General features: G+C 63.9%; 18 protein-coding genes. 8 read left to right on the top strand and 10 right to left on the bottom strand.

Translation table 11 applies throughout. From position 1 onward, the window contains the following. Nucleotides 1-108 precede the first annotated feature (108 nt). From HU715_RS07335 to pedF, 5 genes are all read right to left on the bottom strand, one after another. Nucleotides 109-1,884 carry a PQQ-dependent methanol/ethanol family dehydrogenase gene (locus tag HU715_RS07335; RefSeq protein WP_186707618.1) on the bottom strand — a complete coding sequence of 592 codons (1,776 nt, stop codon included), beginning with the start codon at nt 1,882-1,884 and terminating at the stop codon, nt 109-111. 304 nt (nt 1,885-2,188) lie between these two features. Then, nucleotides 2,189-3,127: a quinoprotein relay system zinc metallohydrolase 1 gene (locus tag HU715_RS07330; RefSeq protein WP_186707617.1), complete on the bottom strand. Its 939-nt coding sequence runs from the start codon at nt 3,125-3,127 to the stop codon at nt 2,189-2,191. A 16-nt stretch (nt 3,128-3,143) separates the two neighbouring features. Continuing rightward, entirely contained in the window at nt 3,144-3,899 is a 756-nt protein-coding gene (locus tag HU715_RS07325) for a quinoprotein dehydrogenase-associated SoxYZ-like carrier (protein WP_186707616.1), read from the bottom strand. 10 nt (nt 3,900-3,909) lie between these two features. Further along, entirely contained in the window at nt 3,910-4,785 is an 876-nt protein-coding gene (locus HU715_RS07320) for a substrate-binding periplasmic protein (protein ID WP_186707615.1), read from the bottom strand. Between the two features lie 5 nt (nt 4,786-4,790). After that, on the bottom strand, nt 4,791-5,252 hold the full coding sequence (gene pedF / locus HU715_RS07315) for a cytochrome c-550 PedF (protein WP_186707614.1): 462 nt from the start codon (nt 5,250-5,252) through the stop codon (nt 4,791-4,793). 254 nt (nt 5,253-5,506) lie between these two features. Here pedF and exaA point away from each other — a divergent pair, with 254 nt between their 5' ends. Next, the gene (gene exaA, locus HU715_RS07310) at nt 5,507-7,372 is read left to right on the top strand and encodes a quinoprotein ethanol dehydrogenase (RefSeq protein ID WP_186707613.1); all 1,866 of its coding nucleotides are present in this window, start codon (nt 5,507-5,509) and stop codon (nt 7,370-7,372) included. A 131-nt stretch (nt 7,373-7,503) separates the two neighbouring features. Continuing rightward, the gene (locus HU715_RS07305) at nt 7,504-8,148 is read left to right on the top strand and encodes a pentapeptide repeat-containing protein (RefSeq protein WP_186707612.1); all 645 of its coding nucleotides are present in this window, start codon (nt 7,504-7,506) and stop codon (nt 8,146-8,148) included. Between the two features lie 171 nt (nt 8,149-8,319). On the opposite strand, the gene HU715_RS07300 is transcribed toward HU715_RS07305, so the two are convergent. Then, nucleotides 8,320-8,958, bottom strand: coding sequence for a response regulator (locus HU715_RS07300; protein ID WP_186707611.1), 639 nt, complete (start codon nt 8,956-8,958; stop codon nt 8,320-8,322). Further along, nucleotides 8,958-10,211 (bottom strand): HAMP domain-containing sensor histidine kinase, encoded by a 1,254-nt coding sequence (locus HU715_RS07295; RefSeq protein ID WP_186707610.1) that lies wholly within the window; start codon nt 10,209-10,211, stop codon nt 8,958-8,960. Before HU715_RS07295 ends, HU715_RS07300 begins: the two co-directional genes overlap by 1 nt. 402 nt (nt 10,212-10,613) lie before the next feature. Between HU715_RS07295 and HU715_RS07290 the strand changes: the two genes are divergently transcribed. The 6 genes from HU715_RS07290 to HU715_RS07265 all read left to right on the top strand — a co-directional run bounded on the left by HU715_RS07290 (nt 10,614) and on the right by HU715_RS07265 (nt 15,854). After that, nucleotides 10,614-11,780, top strand: coding sequence for an ABC transporter substrate-binding protein (locus tag HU715_RS07290; protein WP_186707609.1), 1,167 nt, complete (start codon nt 10,614-10,616; stop codon nt 11,778-11,780). Nucleotides 11,781-11,806: 26 nt separating this feature from the next. Beyond that, the gene (locus HU715_RS07285) at nt 11,807-12,811 is read left to right on the top strand and encodes a YVTN family beta-propeller repeat protein (protein ID WP_186707608.1); all 1,005 of its coding nucleotides are present in this window, start codon (nt 11,807-11,809) and stop codon (nt 12,809-12,811) included. Then, nucleotides 12,808-13,539, top strand: coding sequence for an ABC transporter ATP-binding protein (locus HU715_RS07280; RefSeq protein ID WP_186707607.1), 732 nt, complete (start codon nt 12,808-12,810; stop codon nt 13,537-13,539). The genes HU715_RS07285 and HU715_RS07280 overlap by 4 nt, the downstream gene beginning before the upstream one ends. Next, complete coding sequence (locus tag HU715_RS07275; protein ID WP_186707606.1) at nt 13,536-14,327, top strand: ABC transporter permease; 792 nt, start codon at nt 13,536-13,538, stop codon at nt 14,325-14,327. Before HU715_RS07280 ends, HU715_RS07275 begins: the two co-directional genes overlap by 4 nt. A 268-nt stretch (nt 14,328-14,595) precedes the next feature. Beyond that, nucleotides 14,596-15,129 (top strand): PQQ-dependent catabolism-associated CXXCW motif protein, encoded by a 534-nt coding sequence (locus tag HU715_RS07270; RefSeq protein WP_186707605.1) that lies wholly within the window; start codon nt 14,596-14,598, stop codon nt 15,127-15,129. Between the two features lie 59 nt (nt 15,130-15,188). Next, complete coding sequence (locus HU715_RS07265; RefSeq protein WP_186707604.1) at nt 15,189-15,854, top strand: response regulator transcription factor; 666 nt, start codon at nt 15,189-15,191, stop codon at nt 15,852-15,854. A gap of 169 nt (nt 15,855-16,023) precedes the next feature. Here HU715_RS07265 and nahK read toward each other — a convergent pair whose 3' ends face one another. From nahK to HU715_RS07250, 3 genes are all read right to left on the bottom strand, one after another. Further along, nucleotides 16,024-18,666 (bottom strand): hybrid sensor histidine kinase/response regulator NahK/ErcS', encoded by a 2,643-nt coding sequence (nahK, locus tag HU715_RS07260; RefSeq protein ID WP_225917567.1) that lies wholly within the window; start codon nt 18,664-18,666, stop codon nt 16,024-16,026. Then, nucleotides 18,596-19,753, bottom strand: a complete 1,158-nt coding sequence (gene nosP, locus HU715_RS07255; protein ID WP_411384821.1) for a nitric oxide-sensing protein NosP — start codon at nt 19,751-19,753, stop codon at nt 18,596-18,598. The genes nahK and nosP overlap by 71 nt, the downstream gene beginning before the upstream one ends. A gap of 2,015 nt (nt 19,754-21,768) precedes the next feature. Then, on the bottom strand, nt 21,769-22,296 hold the full coding sequence (locus tag HU715_RS07250; protein WP_186710346.1) for a nitrous oxide reductase accessory protein NosL: 528 nt from the start codon (nt 22,294-22,296) through the stop codon (nt 21,769-21,771). Between the last annotated feature and the right edge of the window lie 21 nt (nt 22,297-22,317).

Raw genomic sequence — 22,317 nt, 5'->3', positions numbered from 1 at the left:
TGTGGCGAGGGAGCTTGCTCCCGCTCGGCTGCGAAGCAGTCGCCAAGAATCGGGAGCGCTTCGCACTCCAGCGGGAGCAAGCTCCCTCGCCACGGGTCCTGGCAGGTTTTAGCGCTTGGCGACAAGCTCTTTCGGCAACTTGAAGGTCCAGAGCATGCCGCCCTGGTTGAAGTCCTTCACGCGCTTGGCCACCTCGCCGCCCCACAGCGGCACCGCACCGCCCCAGCCGGAAACCACGGAGACGTATTGCTCACCGTCCATTTCCCAAGTGATGGGCGAGCCAAGCACGCCGGAGCCGGTCTGGAATTCCCAGACCTTTTCCCCGGTCTTGGCGTTGAACGCCTGCAGGAACCCTTCAGGCGTGCCGGTGAACACCAGGTTGCCCTTGGTGGTCAGGACCCCGCCCCACAGCGGCGCGAAGTTCTTGTGGCGCCAGACCTCCTTGCCGGTCTTGGGGTCGATGGCCCGCAGCACGCCGATGTAATCCTCGTTCAGCGGCTTGATGGTGAACCCGGCCCCGAGGAACGCCGCGCCTTTCTTGTAGGCGATGCCTTCGTTCCAGATGTCCATGCCCCATTCGTTGGACGGCACGTAGAACAGGCCGGTGTCCTGGTTGTAGGCCATGGGCATCCAGTTTTTCGCACCGAGGAAGGCCGGGGCGACGAACACCGAACTGCCCTTGGCTTCGCTGCCCGGTGCGCCCGGACGGCTGGCCTCGTTATAGATCGGCCGCCCGTCCTTGTCCAAGCCGGTGGCCCAGGTGATCTTGTCGACAAACGGGAAGCCGCGGATGAACTTGCCGTTGGTGCGGTCGAGCACGTAGAAGAAGCCGTTACGGTCAGCAGTCGCTGCCGCCTTGATGTCCTTGCCGCCTTCCTTGTAGTTGAACGAGATCAGCTCGTTGACGCCGTCATAGTCCCAGCCGTCGTGGGGCGTACTCTGGAAATGCCACTTGATGGTGCCGTCGTCCGGGTTCAGGGCCAGGCGCGACGACGAATAGAGGTTGTCGCCAGGTCGCAGGTGGGAGTTCCATGGGGCCGGGTTGCCGGTGCCGAACAGCAGCAGGTTGGTTTCCGGGTCGTAGTAGCCGCCCAGCCAAGGCGCCGCGCCGCCGGTTTTCCAGAGATCGCCCGGCCAGGTCTTGCCCGCCTCGCCACCGGAGATACCGTTCTCGACCGCCTTGCCATCCTTGTAGACGTAACCCATGTGGCCTTCCACCGTCGGGCGGGTCCACAGCAGTTCGCCATTCTTCGGATCGTAGGCGCTGATCTGGCCAACCACGCCGAATTCGCCACCGGCCACACCGGTGATCAGCTTGCCGTTCACCACCATGGGCGCGGCGCTGATGGAATAACCTTCCTTGTGGTCGGCCACCTTCTTGCTCCACACCACTTTGCCGGTGTCCTTGTTCAAGGCCACCAGCTTGGCGTCGAGGGTGCCGAAGAACACCAGGTCGCCATACAGCGCCACGCCGCGGTTGATCACGTCGCAGCAGGGACGGATGTCATCAGGCAGACGCGCATCGTACTGCCACAGTTTCTTGCCGGTGCGCGCATCCACCGCGAACACCCGCGAATAGGAACCGGTGAGGTACATCACCCCGTCCTTGATCATCGGCTGGGCCTGCTGACCGCGCTGCTTTTCGCCACCGAAGGAGAACGCCCAGACCGGGCGCAAATCCTTGACGTTATTGACATTGAGACTGTCGAGCGGGCTGTAGCGCTGGCCCTGGACGCCCAGGCCGTTGGTCACGACCTGCTGCGGGTTCTTCGGGTCCTGGAGAATTTCCTGATCGGTCACGGCGGCCAAGGCCGAACCTGACAGCAGCATGGCACTGAGCAGCAGGCTCACGGCGAAGGGTTGGCGACGTGCGGGATGAGTCATGACGGCTACCTCTGCGGTTATTGTTATACCCGGGAAATTTTCCCGGTCTGCCACAGATTCTTGGGCTCGGGGCCGTTGCCAACAATTGCCCGCTGTGTTGAGTTTTCTAGTTCCTTGGTACACATGAGGCGTCGTCGCATCCAGCTTCTTTGCCGGTGCCTCCCCCTGTGGCGAGGGAGCTTGCTCCCGCTGGGGCGCGCAGCGGCCCCAAAAATAGCCCAGCCAACATTGATAGCCAGGTTGACCGACAGGGGGCTGCTGCGCAGCCCAGCGGGAGCAAGCTCCCTCGCCACGGGGTATGTGTTCAGTCAGGGTCGTGGGTATCCACCCGCTTCATCCCCGCCCGCTCATAACGCGGATAAAGATGACTGACACTGCGAATCAACTCGTACCGAGTCAAGCTGATCCCCGCAAAGCGCTCGGAAATAGGGCAGCGGATCATCTCGGCCATGTCGTCGCCCCGCGCCGCGCCGTCGCGCATCAGTTGGTCGAGCCAGCCCAGGTAGTCGCGCATCTGCACAAAGGGCCCGGCGTCGCTCGCGACCGGGCCATGGCCGGGCACGATCTGCTTCCAGGGCAAGGCCTGCAAGGTGTCCAGGTCCTGGAGCCAGACTTCCAGACCGGGGCTGTTGGGGGTGGTCAGGGCCCGTTCGTAGAACACCAGGTCGCCGGCGAACAACGCGCCAGTGGTTTCATCCAGGATCGCCAGGTCCGCGCCGGTGTGCCCGGCCAATGCCAGCAGACGCAATGAATGATTGCCCACCGTCAACGTCCCGGCCGCCAGCTCGCGGGTCGGCAACACCACCTCGGTGCCGCGCATCCAGTCGCCCACCAGCCGGTACATGTTCTCCGCCAGCGCATCACCCTGCTGTCGCAGCAGGTCGGTGGTGCCCGCCAAGGCACCGATAGGCACGTCGCTGAACGCCTGGTTGCCCAATACGTGGTCAGGGTGATGATGGGTCAGCAAGACCTGGATGACCGGCTTGTCGGTGGTCGCGGCAATGGCCTGGCGCAGCGCCTCGCCGTAGCGTTTCGACGGCCCGGTGTCGATCACCACCACGCCGGCCTCGGTGACGATGAACGCCGTATTGACGATGTTGCCGCCGTTGGCCTTGGCAAAATTCTCGGTGCTGCCTTCCAGCAGCCAGGTGCCTGCGGCGATCTGCCGGGGCTTGAGTGAATAATCGGTGGCGGACCATGCCGGCAGGCACAGGCCAAGACAGAGCAGTAACAGCCAGCGCATGGCGCGCTCCTTCTGGTCAGGGAATGGCCGCCTCGAACGCGTTGCCGCTGTTGTCGCGCAGCACCAGGCGGGTCTGTCCCGGGCCTTGGATATCGAAGCCCAGGTTGGGGTTTTCGCTGACCGCCGGGAACAGCTCCAGGCGCGCCAACACCTGACCGTCGGCGTCCAGCAGTTGCGCCTGGTTGAGGAAAAACTCCGGGATGCCGCTCACCAGGCCGTTGTCCATTGGATGGTTGACTTGCAGGCGCAGGCGACTCGAATCCCCTCGCGGATAACGGCCGCCCAGTACCTCGCCCAAGTGTTCCTCCCAGCCCGGCTGGGTGCGCACCACGCTGGGGGCAGTGCAGCCGCCACCGGCTGCATCGATCAGGGTCGAACCGACGTGCCACAGGCCATCGCGGGTCTGCACGGCGGCGCGCAACGGCGTGGCTTGCTCGATGCGAATACGGACCGACAGCCAAGGCAGCACCCGCTCCCCGGGTTGGAAGTCGACGATTTTCGGCAAGGGGTTCAGCTCGGCCCAGGCCAGCACCCGTACGACGTCGCCGGCAAAGGCCCGGGCATCGATTTCCAGTGGCACCTGGCGCGCATCTTCGGCAAACGGTGGCGCCAGCAGCCGCACTCGGTCGTCGAACACGAACGGCGCCTCCCCCAGCAACTGCTTGTGATAAAAGGCCCACATCACCGACGGCACCGGATCCTTCCCCGGCTCGACCGCCATCGCCAGCCACGGCAGGCACCCTAACAGCAGGCCATACGCTCGCCAGTTCATCCCAGCGCTCCTATTGGTACATTTCGGGTACGTCGTAGCGCAGGCCATAGCGGGCATACATCGCCTTGAGGCTGCCGTCGCGGATCAAGCCTTCCAGCGCCTCTTCCACCGCGTAGGCCAACTGACGGTTGCTTTCGTGCACCGCCATGCCGATTTCCCAGCGTTGCTTGCCCATGTTCGGATAGGCGTTCTCCGCCAGCGCCAACTGCCGATCGGCCGCCTCATGCACCTGCCAGTCAACTTCCCCGCGCATGGCCATGACGGCGTCGACCTCTCCGGCCTGCATGGCCCCGAAGGCCTTGGCGACGCTGGGGTAATGGCGAGTCTTGGCGCTGAGCATGCCGTTGAACACCGAGGTCAGGTAGAACGACGGCACACTGTCGACCTCCACCCCGACGGGGTGTTGCTGGAACACGGCGACACTGCCCACCGACTCCAGCCGGCGACGGTCATACGCCACCTGCCAGCATTCCTGCTGATAGGGACCGAACATCACCACCTGGGCGTTTTCCAGTTCCCCGATGTCGTTGCGCCTTTGCACGTAGTCATGATCGTATGGCACCCGCATCATCAAGTCGGCCAGTTGCCGGTCGTGCAGCGGGCTGCTGCGCCAGATGTAATCGCGCAGATCGTCGTCGAGCTTCTCGCCGGGCGGTGCCCACATCAGTTTCAGACGCACGCCCATGGCCTTGGCCAAGGCTTGCGCCAATTCAACATCGACACCCCGGGGCTGGCCCTGATCTTCAAAACTGTAGGGCGCGAAATCCTTGTAGACCGCCACCTTCAACTCCCCGGCGGCGATCATCTGATCGTAGCTGCGCACCTGCGCCTGCACCGCCTGGCCACACAGCAGCACGCTGCACATCACCCACGCGAACAGGCGCATGGCGATCACTCCTCGACGTGCACGCTGTCGAGGTAGGTGCGCACCGCCCATAGCGCTTCCTGGCTCAGGTAGTCGGCCATTTTCGGCATGTAGACCCGGCCGTCGCGCACCGCACCGTGGCGCACGCGTTCGACGAACCATTCATCGCCGGCTTCGGCGGCGTCGAGCATGCGCAGGTCCGGGGCGATCCCGCCAGACTTGGCCTCCAGGCCATGGCAGGCCGCGCAGTTCTGGTTGTAGGCCGAGGCGCCGATCTCCACGGCTTTTTCACGCTCGGGAGCATTGCGATACGGGTTCTGGGCAGCCCACCCATCGGCGTCCAGCGGCAGGTTGGTGTCCTTGATCGGGGTCAGTCCCTTGGTTTCCACTGCTTGGGGCACTACGTTGCCATGGGCCCATGCGGAGCCTGCGCCGGTCAGCCCCATCCATAATGCGGTAGCGATGATGGCGTTGCGTTTTGTTGTCATTGTTATGCCCTCTGGATTGCACGCAAGACCTCTTGGCAGAGGCCGTGCCGTCATCTTAGGAACCCTGTGCCGCCAGCCGAATGCTGCTTTGGTGGCCGGGGTCTAGTTCCTTGGTAGCAGGCCATCCGACGCAAGTCGCAAAGACAGGCGGTTTGGGAAATCTTCCCGGCAAAGGCGGGACTTTTTCCGTATCGGCGGCCCCCCGGCGCGACCCAACCTAGTCAGGCCAAAACCTTTCACTGGGAACTGCCACCATGAGAATAAAAACGCTACCCGCCCTCTCCTCCCTGACGGTTGCCTTGCTGCTGGCCGGCAGTCTGTCGCTGAGCCCCTTGGCCAGCGCCGCAGCGCCAGGGGTCAGTTGGGAAGACATCGCCAACGACCACCTGACCACCCAGGACGTGTTGCAATACGGCATGGGCACCAACGCCCAGCGCTGGAGCCCGCTGGCCCAGGTCAACGACAAGAACGTGTTCAAGCTGACCCCGGCCTGGTCCTACTCATTCGGCGACGAGAAGCAGCGCGGCCAGGAATCCCAGGCCATCGTCAGCGACGGCGTGGTGTACGTCACCGGTTCGTACTCGCGGGTGTTCGCCCTCGACGCCAAGACCGGCAAGCGCCTGTGGACCTACAACCACCGGCTGCCGGACAACATTCGCCCGTGCTGCGACGTGGTCAATCGCGGCGCGGCCATCTATGGCGACAAGATCTATTTCGGCACCCTGGACGCCCGCGTGGTCGCCTTGGATAAAAACACCGGCAAGGTGGTGTGGAACAAGAAGTTCGGCGACCACGCCGGCGGCTACACCATGACCGGCGCCCCGGTGCTGATCAAGGACAAGACCAGCGGCAAGGTCCTGCTGATCCACGGCAGTTCCGGTGACGAGTTCGGTGTGGTCGGGCAACTGTTCGCCCGCGACCCGGACACGGGTGAAGAAGTCTGGATGCGTCCGTTCGTCGAAGGCCACATGGGCCGCCTCAACGGCAAGGACAGCACACCGACCGGCGACGTCAAGGCGCCCTCCTGGCCCGACGACAAGACCACCGAGACCGGCAAGGTCGAGGCCTGGAGCCATGGCGGCGGCGCACCTTGGCAGAGCGCCAGTTTCGATCCCGAGACCAACACCATCATCGTCGGCGCGGGCAACCCCGGCCCATGGAACACCTGGGCGCGCACGTCCAAGGACGGCAACCCCCATGATTACGACAGCCTCTACACCTCCGGCCAGGTCGGCGTCGACCCAAGCACCGGCGAGGTGAAGTGGTTCTACCAACACACGCCCAACGACGCCTGGGATTTCTCCGGCAACAACGAGCTGGTGCTGTTCGACTACAAGGACAAAGACGGCAAGGTGGTCAAGGCCACCGCCCACGCCGACCGCAACGGTTTCTTCTACGTGGTGGACCGCAACAACGGCAAGCTGCAGAACGCGTTCCCCTTCGTCGACAACATCACCTGGGCCAGCCACATCGACCTGAAGACCGGCCGCCCGGTGGAAAATCCCGGCCAGCGCCCGGCCAAGCCATTGCCTGGTGAAACCAAGGGCAAGCCAGTGGAAGTCTCGCCGCCCTTCCTCGGTGGCAAGAACTGGAACCCCATGGCCTACAGCCAGGACACCGGCCTGTTCTACGTCCCCGGCAACCAGTGGAAAGAGGAGTACTGGACCGAGGAAGTGAACTACAAGAAAGGTTCGGCCTACCTGGGCATGGGCTTCCGTATCAAGCGCATGTACGACGATCACGTCGGCAGCCTGCGAGCGATGAACCCCACCACCGGCAAAGTGGTCTGGGAACACAAGGAACCGCTACCGCTGTGGGCCGGCGTGCTGGCGACCAAGGGCAACCTGGTGTTCACGGGCACCGGCGACGGCTTCTTCAAGGCCTTCGACGCGAAGACCGGCAAGGAACTGTGGAAATTCCAGACGGGCAGCGGCATCGTCTCCCCGCCCATCACCTGGGAGCAGGACGGCGAGCAGTTCATCGGCGTGACCGTCGGCTACGGCGGCGCCGTGCCGCTGTGGGGCGGCGACATGGCCGAACTGACCAAGCCCGTGGCCCAGGGCGGGTCGTTCTGGGTATTCAAGATCCCGAGTTGGGATAAGGCGACGGCGCAGAAATAGCCGCTGACCTGTACCCCATCCCCTGTGGGAGCGGGCTTGCTCGCGAAAGCGGTGGTTCAACCAGCATTGATATTGACTGGCACTACGCCTTCGCGAGCAAGCCCGCTCCCACACTTGCCCGAGTTCATGCCATGAAATCATTGCCACTGCTGCTTCTGTTCATCGGCACCTTTGCCCATGCCGACGACCCCGACACCCCACTGGCCATCAACGGCTGCATCATCGCCGAATCCAGCCAATGCCCCGGCGCCAACCTGCGCGGCGCACAACTGGCGAATCAGGACCTGCGCAAGATGAACCTCAGCGGCGCCGACCTGCGCGATGCCGACCTGCGGCACGCGCGGCTGGACTTGGCCAACCTTGAGAAAGCCCAGCTACAAGGCGCCAACCTGACCCGTGCCAGCCTGCAACAAAGCAACCTGCGCCTGGCGGACTTCAGCGGTGCCACGCTCATGGCGATCCAGGGTTGGGGCCTGTTCGCCCAAGGCGCGCAATTCCAGCGTGCCGACCTGACGGCGGCCTACCTGCAATTCGCTCGCCTGTCCGGTGCCCGCCTGCACGAGGCCAATCTGCAAGCCGCGGACCTGGAAATGGCCTGGCTGAGCAAGGCCGACCTCAAGGGCGCCAACCTGCGCGACACCAACCTGCAAGAAGCCAAGCTCGGCGAAAGCAACCTGGAACAGGCCAACTTGAGCGGTTCTCGCCAGCATTATGGGAATTTCCAGGATGCGAATATGCAGGGCTGTACCGGGTGCCCAACGTCCTGGGATAGATAAGCCTGTCGCGCCCCTGTGGCGAGGGAGCGTGCTCCCGCTGGGGTGCGAAGCAGCCCCCAATAGGGTCAACTCAATGAGCCTGACACACCGAGGTGCCGGGTTTTGGGGGCGCTCCGCACCCCAGCGGGAGCAAGCTCCCTCGCCACAGGTGATCGCATTTCAAATCAAACATTAGCCGGCCACCCGCACCACGCCCATATCGATACCCAAATGCACCAGCTCCGCATGGGAACTGACCTGCAGCTTGCTCTTGAGCAGCGTCAGGTGGTTGGACACGGTCTTGGCGCTGATGCACAGCTGCTCGGCGATGGTCCGGGCCGGAGTGCCCTTGGCGAGCATGACGAAAATCTCCAATTCCCGTTGGGTCATGCATTGCAGGCGCGGGTCGGCATCGTGTCGGGAGCTGGCGCAGGCCAGTTGCGTGGCCAGGGACTGTTCGATGTAGGCATGCCCGGCCAGCACCCGGCGCACCGCCTCCACCAGCACCTGGGGCGCCGAGTTCTTGGTCAGGTAGCCCGCCGCACCCGCATCCAGCGCCTGGCGCACCAGCGGCAGTTCGTCGTGCATGCTGAAGAACAACACCCGCAGTTGCGGCAGTCGCTGGCGCAGCCGCCGGGTGGTTTCCAAGCCACTGATCCCGGGCAAGCCGAAGTCCATGATCACCAGATGAGGCACCTGCTCCTGCACCTGGCTCAGCGCCTCTTCACCCGTGGCTGCTTCGCGGACCCGCAGGTCCGGCATCAGTACCTGCAACAAGCTGGCATAGCCCTGCCGCACCACCGCATGGTCATCCACCAACAAAATGTTCATCACGCCTCCCAGGCAATATTCAAGGCCAGCGCCCAACCGGCACCGGGCTGGCTGATGACGCGCAACTCACCGCCTAGGCTGCGTGCCCGTTCGGCCATCGAGTGCAGGCCCACCCCCGCACGCGGTGGTTGCGGCGCGCCCTGACCGTTGTCGCGCACCAGCAAGCGCAAGCGTCCGGCGCGATGTTGCAGGCGAATCCGTACCTGCGTGGCACCGGCATGTCGGGCAACGTTGGTCAACGCTTCCTGCAACAACCGATACAGATGGGTCTTGTCGGGCCCCGACATGGGCGGCAGGGCTGTATCGATCCGCAACTGGCAGGCGATGCCCTGGGTTGCCTGCCATCGCCCGGCCAACACCTCGATGGCTTCACATAACGGCAGGTGCTGCAACACCACCGGGTACAAGTCATGCACCAGCGCCCGGAACCCCTGCTGCAAATGCTCGCAATGGTCTTCAAGCTGGCTGACGGTCTGTTCCAGCGTCGGCGGTTGATCCATCACCAGCCGCAGCAGGCAGGCACGGGCACGAATACCGGCCACGTATTGCCCCAGGTCGTCGTGCAGGGTCTGGGCCAGCCGGGTGCGCTCCTGCTCCTGCACCGCCAGCAAGGCCTGGGTGAGCCGGGCGTTATCGGCCTGGGCCTCGGCCAAGGCAGCGGTCATGCGATTGAAATGCCCCGCCAGTTGCTGCGTCTCCGGCACACCTTCAGTGCCCAGGCGCACCTGCAGGTTTCCCGCAGACACCTGACGCAGCGCTTGCAGTAGCTCGTCGAGCAAACGCATGCCACGGCGTACGGCCCAGCGGATGACCAACAGGCTGAGCAACAGCGCCAAGGCGCAGACGTACAACAATTGCACCAATGAATCGAGGATTTCGTCGATTTCATCCCGTGGATCGACGGCAATCCACGCCCGTCGACCGTCAGGCAAATCCACCACCTGGGCCGCCGGGCCGTCGTCCAGCAGCCGGCGGCCGAGCCAGGCCTTCACCCCTTCCTCATCCGCCGGGAACAACTCGCCGGGAACCAACCAACGGACCCGCACATGACGCAGGCTGCCGGTCAACCGTGGCTGAAGACTGGCCGGGTCGCGCTCGGCGGTTTCGCGCAGGTAATGCACCACCGACTCGGCTGATTGCAATTCACGTTTCACATCGGCCGTGGCCTGGTGCAGCAGCAAGACGGCACAGGCCAGGGTGACCAGGGCGAAGAAGGCGCAAACCCCGAGGTTGATTCGCCAGAGGGCTGACATGTTCAGTGGCCCATTTCCGGAATGAACTCACACCTCATATGCACGCCACAGATCCCTTGTGGGAGCGGGCTTGCTCGCGAAAGCGGTGGATCAGTTAGCATAGGTGTCGACAGTACGGCCCCCTTCGCGAGCAAGCCCGCTCCCACAGGGGGCTGTGGGTGTTTATAGGGTTCAGGCAACCGATCCACCCCGATCAAGCTCAGGATCAACAGGAACGGCAGCAGCAGGGTCTTGAGAATCCGCATGGTCTGTCCGCTCCTGGTCAATGACGATTGCCATGCATCCTAAAACCCCGGCCGCCAAGGTGAGTTACTACCTTGGTACTGCCCCGGCGGTACTTTCTGCATATTTCCCCTTGGCCGTGGCCTTCCTATGCTGGCGCTACCCGCAATGGAGGACGTCATGCGCCGGCTCGTCAGTTACGCCCTGGTTTTTCTGCTGGCAGCGACAACCGCTCACGCCGGCGATGCCGCGCCGTTGCAAGTGCGTATCGGCTACCTGGGTTATCGCCCCGACCCGGGGCCGCTGCTCTCCAATGTCATCGCCGAACCGGCCGATGCCGGCTTGCGCGGCGCTGAGCTGGCGATCGTCGACAGCAACAGCACCGGGCGTTTTCTCAAGCACGACTACCGCCTGGAAAGCGCCAGCGTCGACACGCCCGAAGCCCTGCTCCAGGCCGCCCGAACCCAACACGACCAGGGCCTGCGGTTGTTCGTGGTCAACGCACCGGCCAGCAGCCTGCGCGATCTCAGCGCCGCCCTGCCCGACAGCCTGCTGTTCAATGCTGGCAGCCCCGACGACAGCCTGCGCACCACCGACTGCCTGGGCAACGTGCTGCACAGCCTGCCCGACCGCGCCATGCTCGCCGATGCCCTCGTGCAGTTCAGCGTCGTGCGCAAATGGCAGCGGGCCTTGCTGGTCGTCGGCCAGATGCCCGAGGACCAGGCGTACGCCGCCGCATTGCGCCGGGCCATGAAACGCTTCGGCATGAAGACCGTCGCCGAGAAGGCCTGGCAGTTCGACAACGACCAGCGCCGCAGCGCCCAGGCCGACATGCCGCTGTTCACCCAGACCGCCGAGTACGACGTGGTGCTGGTGGCCGACGAACGCGGCGACTTCGGTGAATACCTGCCCTACCAGACCTGGTACCCGCGCCCGGTGGCCGGCACCCAAGGGCTGACGCCCACCGGCTGGCACAAGACCGTGGAAACCTACGGCGCGGCGCAGTTGCAAAAACGCTTCGAAGCCCTGGCCGGGCGCTGGATGAACGACCGCGACTTCGCCGCCTGGATCGCCGTGCGCAGCATCGCCGCCGCCGTGAGCAAACTGCGCCAGGACGACCCGTTCGCCATCCGCCAACTGGCCCTCAGCGACCAATTGCCGCTGGACGGTTTCAAGGGTCGCAAGCTCAGCTACCGGCCGTGGAACGGCCAACTGCGCCAGCCGATTCCCCTGGTCCAGCCCCGGGCCCTGGTCAGCACTTCGCCCCAGGACGGCTTCCTGCACCCTTCCAATGAAATGGACAGCCTGGGCTATGACCAGCCCGAAGTGAGCTGCCGTTACCCCTGATCGATAACAACAATAAGGAAACCGCCATGCACCGCGCCTTGATTTACCCGGCCCAGCTCCGCCCGACCCTGCTATGCAAAGCTCTCGCCCTGGGCGCTGCGTTGCTCGCCGCCGACCCCGCCGCCGCCAGCATCGCCTGGGTCTCCAACGAAAAAGACAACAGCCTGAGCCTGATCGACCTGCAGCGCCTGGAAGTCATCGACACCCTGCCGGTAGGCCAGCGTCCCCGGGGCCTGCTGCTGTCCCATGACAATCGCCTGCTGTACATCTGCGCCAGCGACTCGGACCGGGTCCAGGTGATGGACGTCGCCACCCGCAAGATCATCAAGGAACTGCCGTCCGGCAAGGACCCGGAGCAGTTCGCCCTGCACCCCAACGACCGCTGGCTCTACGTGTCCAACGAAGACGATGCCCTGGTCACGGTGATCGACACCCAGACCTCCGAAGTCCTGGGCCAGATCGGCGTGGGGGTCGAGCCCGAAGGCATGGCTGTCAGCCCCGACGGCAAGTGGGCGGTCAACACCAGTGAAACCACGAACATGCTGCACTGGATCGACACCAGCACCCAGACCCTGGCCGACAACACCCTGGTGGACCAGCGCCCGCGTTTCGTCGAATTCAATCGCGACGGCACGCAGCTCTGGGCCTCGGCGGAGATCGGTGGAACCTTGACCATCCTCGACGTCGCCACGCGCCAGGTACTCAAGACCTTGACCTTCCAGATCAAAGGCGTGCACCCGGACAAGGTCCAGCCGGTGGGCATCAAGCTCAGTGCCGACGGCACGCTGGCGTTCGTCGCCCTGGGCCCGGCCAACCATGTGGCGGTGATCGACGCCAAGACCTTCGAAGTGCTGGACTACCTGTTGGTGGGCCGGCGGGTCTGGCAACTGGCGTTCACCCCAGACCAGAAGCAACTGCTGGCGACCAATGGCGTCAGCGGCGATGTCTCGGTAATCGATGTAGAGCGCCGCAAAGTCCTGAAGTCGGTGAAAGTCGGGCGCTATCCATGGGGTGTGGTGGTGACGCCATGAACGCCCTGGAGGTCAGCGACCTGAGCTTCGCCTATGGCGCACGCGACGCCCTCAAGCAGATGAGTTTCCGCCTGCCCGCTGGACGTTTCGCCGCGCTGCTGGGACCCAACGGCGCCGGTAAGTCGACGCTGATCGCCCTGCTCACCCGCCTGTACGATCTGCAACGTGGCGAGATCCGCATCGGCGGTCATTCTCTGCAAAAATCTCCGCATCCGGCCTTGCGCCAGTTGGGTGTGGTGTTCCAACAAAGTACCCTGGACCTGGACCTGAGCATCGAACAGAACCTGCGCTACCACCTGGCGCTGCATGGTTTTTCCCGACGCCAGGGCAGCGTCCGCCTCGACGCCGAACTGACTCGCCAGCACCTGATCGAGCGGCGCCATGAACGGGTGCGCGACCTCAACGGCGGCCACCGGCGCCGGGTGGAAATCGCCCGGGCCCTGCTCCACGAACCGCGCTTGCTGCTGCTGGACGAACCCAGCGTCGGCCTCGATCCGGCCAGCCGCCTCGCCCTCGGCCTGCACATCCGGCAACTGTGCCGCGAGCAAGGCATCAGCGTGCTCTGGACCACTCACCTGCTGGACGAAGTGCAGCCCAGCGATGACCTGTTGATCGTGCACCAGGGCCGCCTGGTCGCCAGCGGCCAGGCCGATGCGGTGAGCCAGGAACACGGCGGCACCCTCGGTTCGGCCTTCACCCAGTTGACCGCTTCGGGAGCCCGGCCATGAGCGCGTATTGGCACTGTTTCAGCGGCATCGTCATGCGCGAATGGCTGCGCTTCGTGCTGCAACGCACCCGGCTGCTCAGCGCCCTGGTCCGGCCACTGCTGTGGCTGCTGGTGTTCGCCGCCGGCTTTCGCGCGGCACTGGGTATCGCCATCATCGCCCCCTACGACACCTACATCCCCTACGAGGTATACATCGTGCCGGGGCTGGCCTGCATGATCCTGTTGTTCAACGGCATGCAGGGCTCGCTGTCGATGGTCTACGATCGGGAAATGGGCAGCATGCGCGTGCTGCTTACCAGTCCCCTGCCCCGGGCGTTCCTGCTGGCAAGCAAGTTGCTGGCGACGTCGCTGATCTCGCTGTTGCAGGTCTATGCCTTTCTCGCCATCGCCTGGCTGTACGGCATCCAACCGCCGGCCATGGGCCTGCTGCTGGCCTTGCCGGCGCTGCTGTTGGTAGCGCTGATGCTCAGTGCCCTGGGCCTGTTGTTGTCCAATGCCATCCGGCAACTGGAGAACTTCGCCGGGGTGATGAATTTCGTGATCTTCCCGATGTTCTTCCTATCCTCGGCGCTGTACCCGCTGTGGAAAATGCAGGAAGCCAGCCCGTGGCTGTACTGGCTCTGCGCGGTCAGCCCGTTCACCCATGGCGTGGAGTTGGTGCGTTATGCGCTGTATGAGCAGTTCAACCTGCTGGCGATGGCGGTGTGCGTGGGCTTGACCCTGGTGTTCGCGCTGTTGGCGGTGTGGACGTTCAATCCGCAGCATGCGGCGTTGCGCAAGGCCAATTGAACTGCTCCACACAAATCCCCCTGTGGGTGAACCTCCCTGTGGGAGCGAGCCTGCTCGCGATTGCGGTGGTTCTCAGCGAGTAAAAATGTGACTGGTAGACCGCTATCGCGAGCAGGCTCGCTCCCACAGAGACCGTGCATGACTTCAGGATCACACTTGTCTTTAAGACCGAAATTACTACTTTAGTACCGGTTTCCCTGTCCATGGTCGCATTCACAAGACCTCGACCCTGGCATGTAATGGGCGCATAACAAAAAGGATAAATCCTATGCCCCGTTTGCTGGCGATCCTCCTGCTGGGCCTGGCGCTGAATATCGCGCAGGCCGAGACCGCGCTGTTTTCAGCCCAGGGCTATCGCATCGCCCAATACCGCAGCCCGACGCCCACCACCGTCGACGGTGCCCAGACCCTCGACACCCAAACCCTGCAACGCCTGCTCGATCAAGCCCAGCCCCCGCTGCTGATCGACGTCTACCGTCGTCCATGGGTCCAGGGACACTTCATCGACAACGAACCCCATGCCAACCTCCCCGGCAGCCTGTGGCTGGCCAATACCGGGGATGGCGATCTCGACCCGACCTGGCAGGACTACTTCAGCCATCACCTGCGCACGGCCACCGGCGGGCGGCTGGAGCGACCGCTGGTCTTTTATTGCCGCTCGGATTGCTGGCTGAGCTGGAACGCGGTAAAACGCGCCGCTGCCATGGGCTATAAGCATTTGTATTGGTACCGCGATGGCCTGGACGCCTGGGAGGCGGCGAACCTGCCCCTGCAAGCGGCCCGGCCCGAACCCTTTCCCTGAACGTGCAAGAAATGCGTGCAACTGCCCTGCCCCACACGACAATAACGAGGTGAATGGCCATGTATAAGATCCTGATAGCCGACGATCACCCACTGTTTCGCGAAGCCATCCACAACGTCATCAGCGACGGTTTTCCTGGCAGCGAGGTCATGGAGACCGCCGACCTCGACAGTGCCCTGGCGTTGACCGCCGAGCACGACGACCTGGACCTGATCCTGCTGGACCTGAACATGCCCGGCATGCATGGGCTCAATGGCCTGATCAACCTGCGCAACGAAGCACCAACGATCCCCGTGGTAATTGTTTCTGCCGAGCAGGACAAGCAAGTGGTGTTGCAGGCCATCACCTATGGCGCGGTGGGTTTCATCACCAAATCCTCGCCACGCTCGCAAATGACCGACGCCATCGAACAGATCCTCAACGGCAACGTGTACCTGCCGCCCGACATCATCCGCACGCAAAAAAGCCCGACGGGCCGCCGCCTGAACGAAACCCCGGCGTTCCCACCGAAACTACTCCAGGCCCTGACTCGCAAGCAGCTGCTGGTGCTCGAACGCATGACCAAGGGCGAGTCGAACAAGCAGATCGCCTACACCCTGGACATCGCCGAAACCACGGTCAAGGCCCACGTCTCGGCGATCCTGCGCAAGCTCAATGTGCACAACCGGGTGCAGGCGATCCTCAGTGCCGGGGATATTGATTTCGGGGCTTATTTGCGGCGTTGATCAGCTGAACACTATAGGGACAGGTGTACACCCCCGTGGCGAGGGAGCTTGCTCCCGCTGGGCTGCGAAGCAGCCCCATTCTGAACAAGGCGGGCACACTGAGGCGCCTGGATTTGGGGCCGCTTCGCGCCCCAGCGGGAGCAAGCTCCCTCGCCACGACAGCGCTCGCTCAATGGCTCTGGGATTGGCCTAGCAGATGACTCATCGCAATCTTGAGTTTCATCGGCCGCACCGGCTTGTGCATCAGGGTGTGGCCGCGCTCGCGGATCTGCTGCTTGAGTTCGTTGCTGTAGTTGGCGGTGATCATCATGGCCGGGATCGGTGAGGCCCGGCGGGCGTTGATCCGGGCCACGGCGTCCACACCGTTCTGATCGTGGTCCAGGTGATAATCGGCGATCAGCAGGTCGGCCTCGGCGTGGTAGTTGTCCACTTGGCGGGCCAGGTCCTGCTCCGACAACGCCGTCACCACCTGGCAACCCCAGCCCTCGAGCAAGGTGCGCATGCCGGCGCAGATCGCCGCATCGTTATCCAGCACCCAGACCCGTGCCCCCCGCAGTCTTTCCAGCATCGGCTCACTCATGTCCAGGCACGGCAACGGCTTGGGTGCGGTGGCGCTCAGTGGCACGTCGATGGCGAACATCGAGCCCTTGCCCGGCCAGGAGCGCACCTGGATCCGGTGCCCGAGGATCCCGGCGATTTTCTCGACAATCGCCAGGCCCAGGCCCAACCCACGGTCCTGGTTCGGGCGCTGGACGTCGCCGCGCTTGAATTCCTGGAATATTTCCTCCAAGCGATTCTCGGCAATGCCGATGCCGCTGTCCCAGACTTGGATCGACACGCGCTGGCGATACCTCCGGCAGCCCAGCACCACCCGACCGCTGGGGGTGTAGCGGATGGCGTTGCTCAGCAGGTTGCGCAGGATCCGCGCGAGCAATTGCATGTCGCTGCGCACCAGCACCGAACAGCCGACATAGTGCAGCTCCAGCCCTTCGCTGCGGGCGATCTGGGCGTATTCGGCGGCCAGGTTGTCCAGCAACTCGCTAAGGCCGAACGGCGCGACATCGGCCTTGATCACCCCGGCGTCCAGCTTGGAAATGTCCACCAGGGTGCCCAGCAGGTTCTCGACGTCCTGCAACGAATTGCTGACGTTGCGCACCAATTGCGCGTTGGCCACCGGCTCGCGACGTTCGAGCAAGGCACTGGTGAACAAGCGTGCGGCGTTGAGCGGTTGCAGCAGGTCATGGCTGACCGCTGCGAGAAACTTGGTCTTCGACAGGTTGGCTTGCTCGGCCTCGCGCTTGGCCTCCCGCAGGCGCAATTCCACTCGGCTGCGCTCGTCGATCTCCCGCAGCAACTGGTCGTTGAGGGTGGTCAGTTCGGCCGTGCGCTCCTGGACTCGCTGTTCCAGGTTCTGGTAAGCCTGGTGCAGCGCTTCGGCGGTGCGGCGGCGTTCGGTGATGTCGCGGATCAGCACGAAGATCCCGACCACTTCGCCGTTGACCAGGCGGTTCGGCACGTAGGAGCGCAGCATGTAGCGCTCCTGGTTGTTGATGTTGGTTTCGGCGAATTCGAAGGTGACGCTCTCACCCGCCAATGCCCGGGCCACGTAGGCTTCCAGGCGCTGGTAATGCTGCTCGCTGTGGGCTTCACGCAGGCTCTGGCCGAGCATCACGCCACGGGGCCAGCAATACCACTGCTCATAGACCTTGTTGGTGAATTCGTAGACCAGGTCGGCATTGAGGTAGGCGATCAGCGCCGGCACATGGTCGGTGATCAGGCGGATCCAGCGCTCGCTTTCGCTCAGTGCCTCGGCGTGCTGGTAGCGCTCGGTGATGTCGGTGAAGGTGTTGACGTAGCCGCCGGTGGGCAATGGATGCGTGCGGATTTCCAAGACGCGGCCATCGGACAGGCGCTGCTCGCATTCATGGATCAACCGGCCGTTGCTGTCGCGACTGGCCGGGGTCAGCAGTTGCAGTTCACTGTCGCCGATCACTTCGTTGAAGGGCCGGTGGGCCGCCACCGGGGCCAGGCCACTGAGTTCAAGGAAGCGCCGGTTCCACAGCTCCAGCACACCTTGGGCATTGACCATCGCCACACCCTGGGACAGGTTGTCCACCGCCCGCTGCAGCAGGTGGGACTTCTGCGCGATGGCCTGCTCGCGGCGCACGGTTTCGCTGAGCTTGACGTCGGTGATGTCAGTAAACAGGATCACTCGCCCGCCTTCCTGGGTCGGCCGCTCGCTGACTTGCAGCCAGCGGCCGTCCTGCAAGCGATACAACACGTGCTCGTCGGCCTGGCCGCGGGGCTCTTCGCTGAACAAGCCTTTGGCGGTCATCAAGCGCTTGACCTCGCAAAGACGCATCCCGGCGATGATGCGCACCCGGCTGTTGGCCCAGAAGGCCTTGAAGCGGCTGTTGAACAGGACGATGCGTTGCTGCTCGTCGAACAGCACAAACGCATCGGAGATGCTCTCGATGGCGTCGATCAGGTGCCGGTGGGCGGTTTCCGCCCGCAGCCGCGCCTCGCCCAGCAAGTGATTGCCGGCCTTGAGCTCGGCCATGGCCTGGTTCAGCGCGTCGGTGCGCTCACGCACCTGCTCGGCCAGCACCACCGAGTGCTGGAACGCCGCATAGGGGTCGTTGCCGCGGGTCACGCCGGACTCCACCCGCTCGATCAGCGCCGCGTTGATGCGCCGCAACTTGCGGTTTTCGTGCTGCAGGCTGGCGAGCTGGGCCTGTAGGTCAGCGATGGCCGGGGACGCGATGTCGGGCAATGGCAACTCCGGTGAACGTCTGGTTGATGTGCATGCCATTGAACTGTTCTCCATAGGTGTTGAACCCCATCACCCGTTGTTCGCGCAGGAACTCGCCGATCTGTTCCAGGCCGCCGCGGTCTTCCAGCTCCAGGCGCCGCAGGAAGCAATCGCAGCCGATGGTCAGCAGCAAGTCGCCGAGGCGTGCCTGCAAACCGTCGAACAGCGTTTGCAGGTTGTGCAACAAAGGACCGGGGGTCATGGCGGTGAGGACGATGCCGTTCTCCACCGCACAGTAGAAACTCAGGCTCAGGTCTGGGTGCACCTGCTGGATCGCACGCACGTAGTACTGGTCGTTGATCCGCACCGCCAGTGGATGGGCGGCGAAGACTCGGTAGTCGAGGGCGCTCACTGGGACGCCGATGTGCCGGGCGTATTCCTCGGCGGCGGGTTCGGCGTTGAGCTCATAGACCCGGCGCGAAGCACTGTCGGCGCCGGTCACCACCAGTTTCTCGTCCCGGGGCAGGATGTGATGGGTGGTGAAGACCTCGAACTCCAGCCACGTGTTGATCAGCACCACCACGGCCGCGCCGCTGTGGAACTGGCCTTCGAAGTAGACGTGGGTGTGGGTCAGGTAGTTGTCATCGCCGGCCGAGCCGCCGAAGTGCGGGATATCCCCCAACGCGGCGCTCAAGGCCGCCAGGACCATTTCCTCGCGGCTGGACAGGCCGTCGAGCAGGGTCAAGGCGAAACTGTGGCCCTTGATCGGCGCCAAGGCGTTACTGCGACAGCCGCTGGCCAGGCGCTCGACCATTTGCTGGGCATCGATCAGGCTGAAGTGTTCCATTTCACCGATCAGCTCGGCGGCAATGGAAAAGTGTCGATGATCGAACCCCACCGCCGTCACACAGTTGCGACCGTAGCCCTGGGCGGTGATTTCCCCGGCGCTGGTGCAGCCCACCAGGCGAATCCCGCCGAAACTCTGGGACAGCGCCTGGCCCAGGGCCGGCAAGTCGTATTCGGCGGAACAGAAAAACAGCACGAACCCCAGGTGCGGGTGCAACAACTGCCGCGCCAGCGCCTGGGCCACCTGCTGGACGTCGGTCGCCTGGGACATGGCGCTCACCACACCTTCGCTCTGCTGCATCATCGCCTCCGGCGGGTGCGTGATAGGAGCCCTGAGTGTACGAAGCCGCGCCGGGGCGACGAATGCTACTTGGGTAGTGGGTGGACACTTCCATGGGATGAGAAGGTGATGCGCACCGCGCGCCCTCCTCCTGGTTTGGAATACCTTTGTGGCGAGGGAGCTTGCTCCCGCTGGGCGCGAAGCGCCCCCATGAAGCTGCCCACATCAGCCTGACACACCGCGGCGCCTGGCCTTGGGGCCGCTGCGCAGCCCAGCGGGAGCAAGCTCCCTCGCCACAACAGCCGTTCAGCCGTGTTTCAGGGGCTGTCGATCGTTCCCTCGCTCCTGCGTTGGAATGTCGCCAGGAACGCTCCGAGTTCCACTTCTTCAAAAACTAAACTCTCCATCCGTGAGCACACCCAGACGTCCAGCAAGATGAAGGCCGCTTTTGTGGCGAGGGAGCTTGCTCCCGCTGGGGTGCGAAGCGCCCCCATGAGGCTGACGACACCAGCCTGACACACCGCGGCGCCTGGCCTTGGGGCTGCTGCGCAGCCCAGCGGGAGCAAGCTCCCTCGCCACAACAGCCGTTCAGCCGTGTTTCAGGGGCTGTCGATCGTTCCCTCGCTCCTGCGTTGGAATGTCGCCAGGGACGCTTCGAGTTCCACTTCTTCAAAAACTAAACTCTCCATCCGTGAGCACACCCGGACGTCCAGCAAATGAAGGCCGTTTTTGTGGCGAGGGAGCTTGCTCCCGCTGGGCGCGAAGCGCCCCCATGAAGCTGCCCACATCAACCTGACACACCGCGGCGCCTGGCCTTGGGGCTGCTGCGCAGCCCAGCGGGAGCAAGCTCCCTCGCCACAACAGCCGTTCAACCGTGTTTCAGGGGCTGTCGATCGTTCCCTCGCTCCTGCGTGGGAATGTCGCCAGGGACGCTTCGCGTTCCACTTCTTCAAAAACTAAACTCCCCATCCGTGAGCACACCCAGACGTCCAGCAAATGAAGGCCGCTTTTGTGGCGAGGGAGCTTGCTCCCGCTGGGGTGCGAAGCGCCCCCATGAGGCTGACGACACCAGCCCGACACACCGCAGCGCCTGGCCTTGGGGCTGCTGCGCATCCCAGCGGGAGCAAGCTCCCTCGCCACAACAGCCGTTCAGCCGTATGTCAGGGGCTGTCGATCGTTCCCTCGCTCCTGCGTGGGAATGTCGCCAGGGACGCTCCGCGTTCCACTTCTTCAAAAACTAAACTCCCCATCCGTGAGCACACCCGGACGTCCAGCAAGATGAAGGCCGCTTTTGTGGCGAGGGAGCTTGCTCCCGCTGGGGTGCGAAGCGCCCCCATGAGGCTGACGACACCAGCCTGACACACCGTGGCGCCTGGCCTTGGGGCCGCTGCGCTGCCCAGCGGGAGCAAGCTCCCTCGCCACAACAGCCGTTCAGCCGTGTTTCAGGGGCTGTCGATCGTTCCCTCGCTCCTGCGTGGGAATGTCGCCAGGGACGCTCCGCGTTCCACTTCTTCAAAAACTAAACTCCCCATCCGTGAGCACACCCGGACGTCCAGCAAATGAAGGCCGCTTTTGTGGCGAGGGAGCTTGCTCCCGCTGGGGCGCGAAGCGCCCCCCATGAAGCGGCCCACATCAACCTGACACACCGCAGCGCCTGGCCTTGGGGCTGCTGCGCTGCCCAGCGGGAGCAAGCTCCCTCGCCACAACAGCCGTTCAGCTGTGTGTCAGGGGCTGTCGATCGTTCCCTCGCTCCTGCGTGGGAATGTCGCCAGGGACGCTCCGCGTTCCACTTCTTCAAAAACTAAACTCCCCATCCGTGAGCACACCCGGACATCCAGCAAGATGAAGGCCGTTTTTGTGGCGAGGGAGCTTGCTCCCGCTGGGCGCGAAGCGCCCCCCCATGAAGCGGCCCACATCAACCTGACACACCGCGGCGCCTGGCCTTGGGGCTGCTGCGCATCCCAGCGGGAGCAAGCTCCCTCGCCACAAAAAGCGGTTCGGTGCTGGCAATAGAGCGGTTCGGTACGCGGGCAATATCAGTGGTTCATCGGCGCCATGGCGCTCACCTGCCCCAGCAGTTTCTGGTCGATGTCTTCCAGGCGCAGCACCCGGCCGCCGCTATCGCTCGCCAGTTTTTCTGCCGCCTGGGGATCGGAGAACGAAGCCAATACCACGCCCATGGCGCCTTTGAGCCCGCTGCCAATGACGAAGTACGCGCTGCGGGCGTCGATCAGATGGGCATCATCCGGCGCATCCCAATGGCTGCGCCCCATGTCGTGGACATACAGCTTGACGTCGGCCCGATGGTTTTCCGGCTGCAACCACCAACCCAGCATTTCCGCCGGCGAGCAGAACTTCTTCACGCCTCCTGTCCCGACCGCCGCGCCCTTGGGCCCGGGAAAGTCAGTGATGACCATGCCGCACACATGGCACTCATCACTGGAATGGAACGCCAGCGCCGCCTCGCTGGCCGCAGGTGGCTCGGCCTTGTCGCAAGCCGCCAACGCCAGGCACATCAATAACCCGGCCAAGAGGCGGCCCGTCTTCAAAGACACTCTATTCATCGTTGCATGCTCCCTTGATCA

The sequence above is a fragment of the Pseudomonas zanjanensis genome (assembly GCF_014268745.2).
GTDB lineage: Bacteria > Pseudomonadota > Gammaproteobacteria > Pseudomonadales > Pseudomonadaceae > Aquipseudomonas > Aquipseudomonas zanjanensis.
This window is presented reverse-complemented; position numbering and strand designations above follow the sequence as displayed.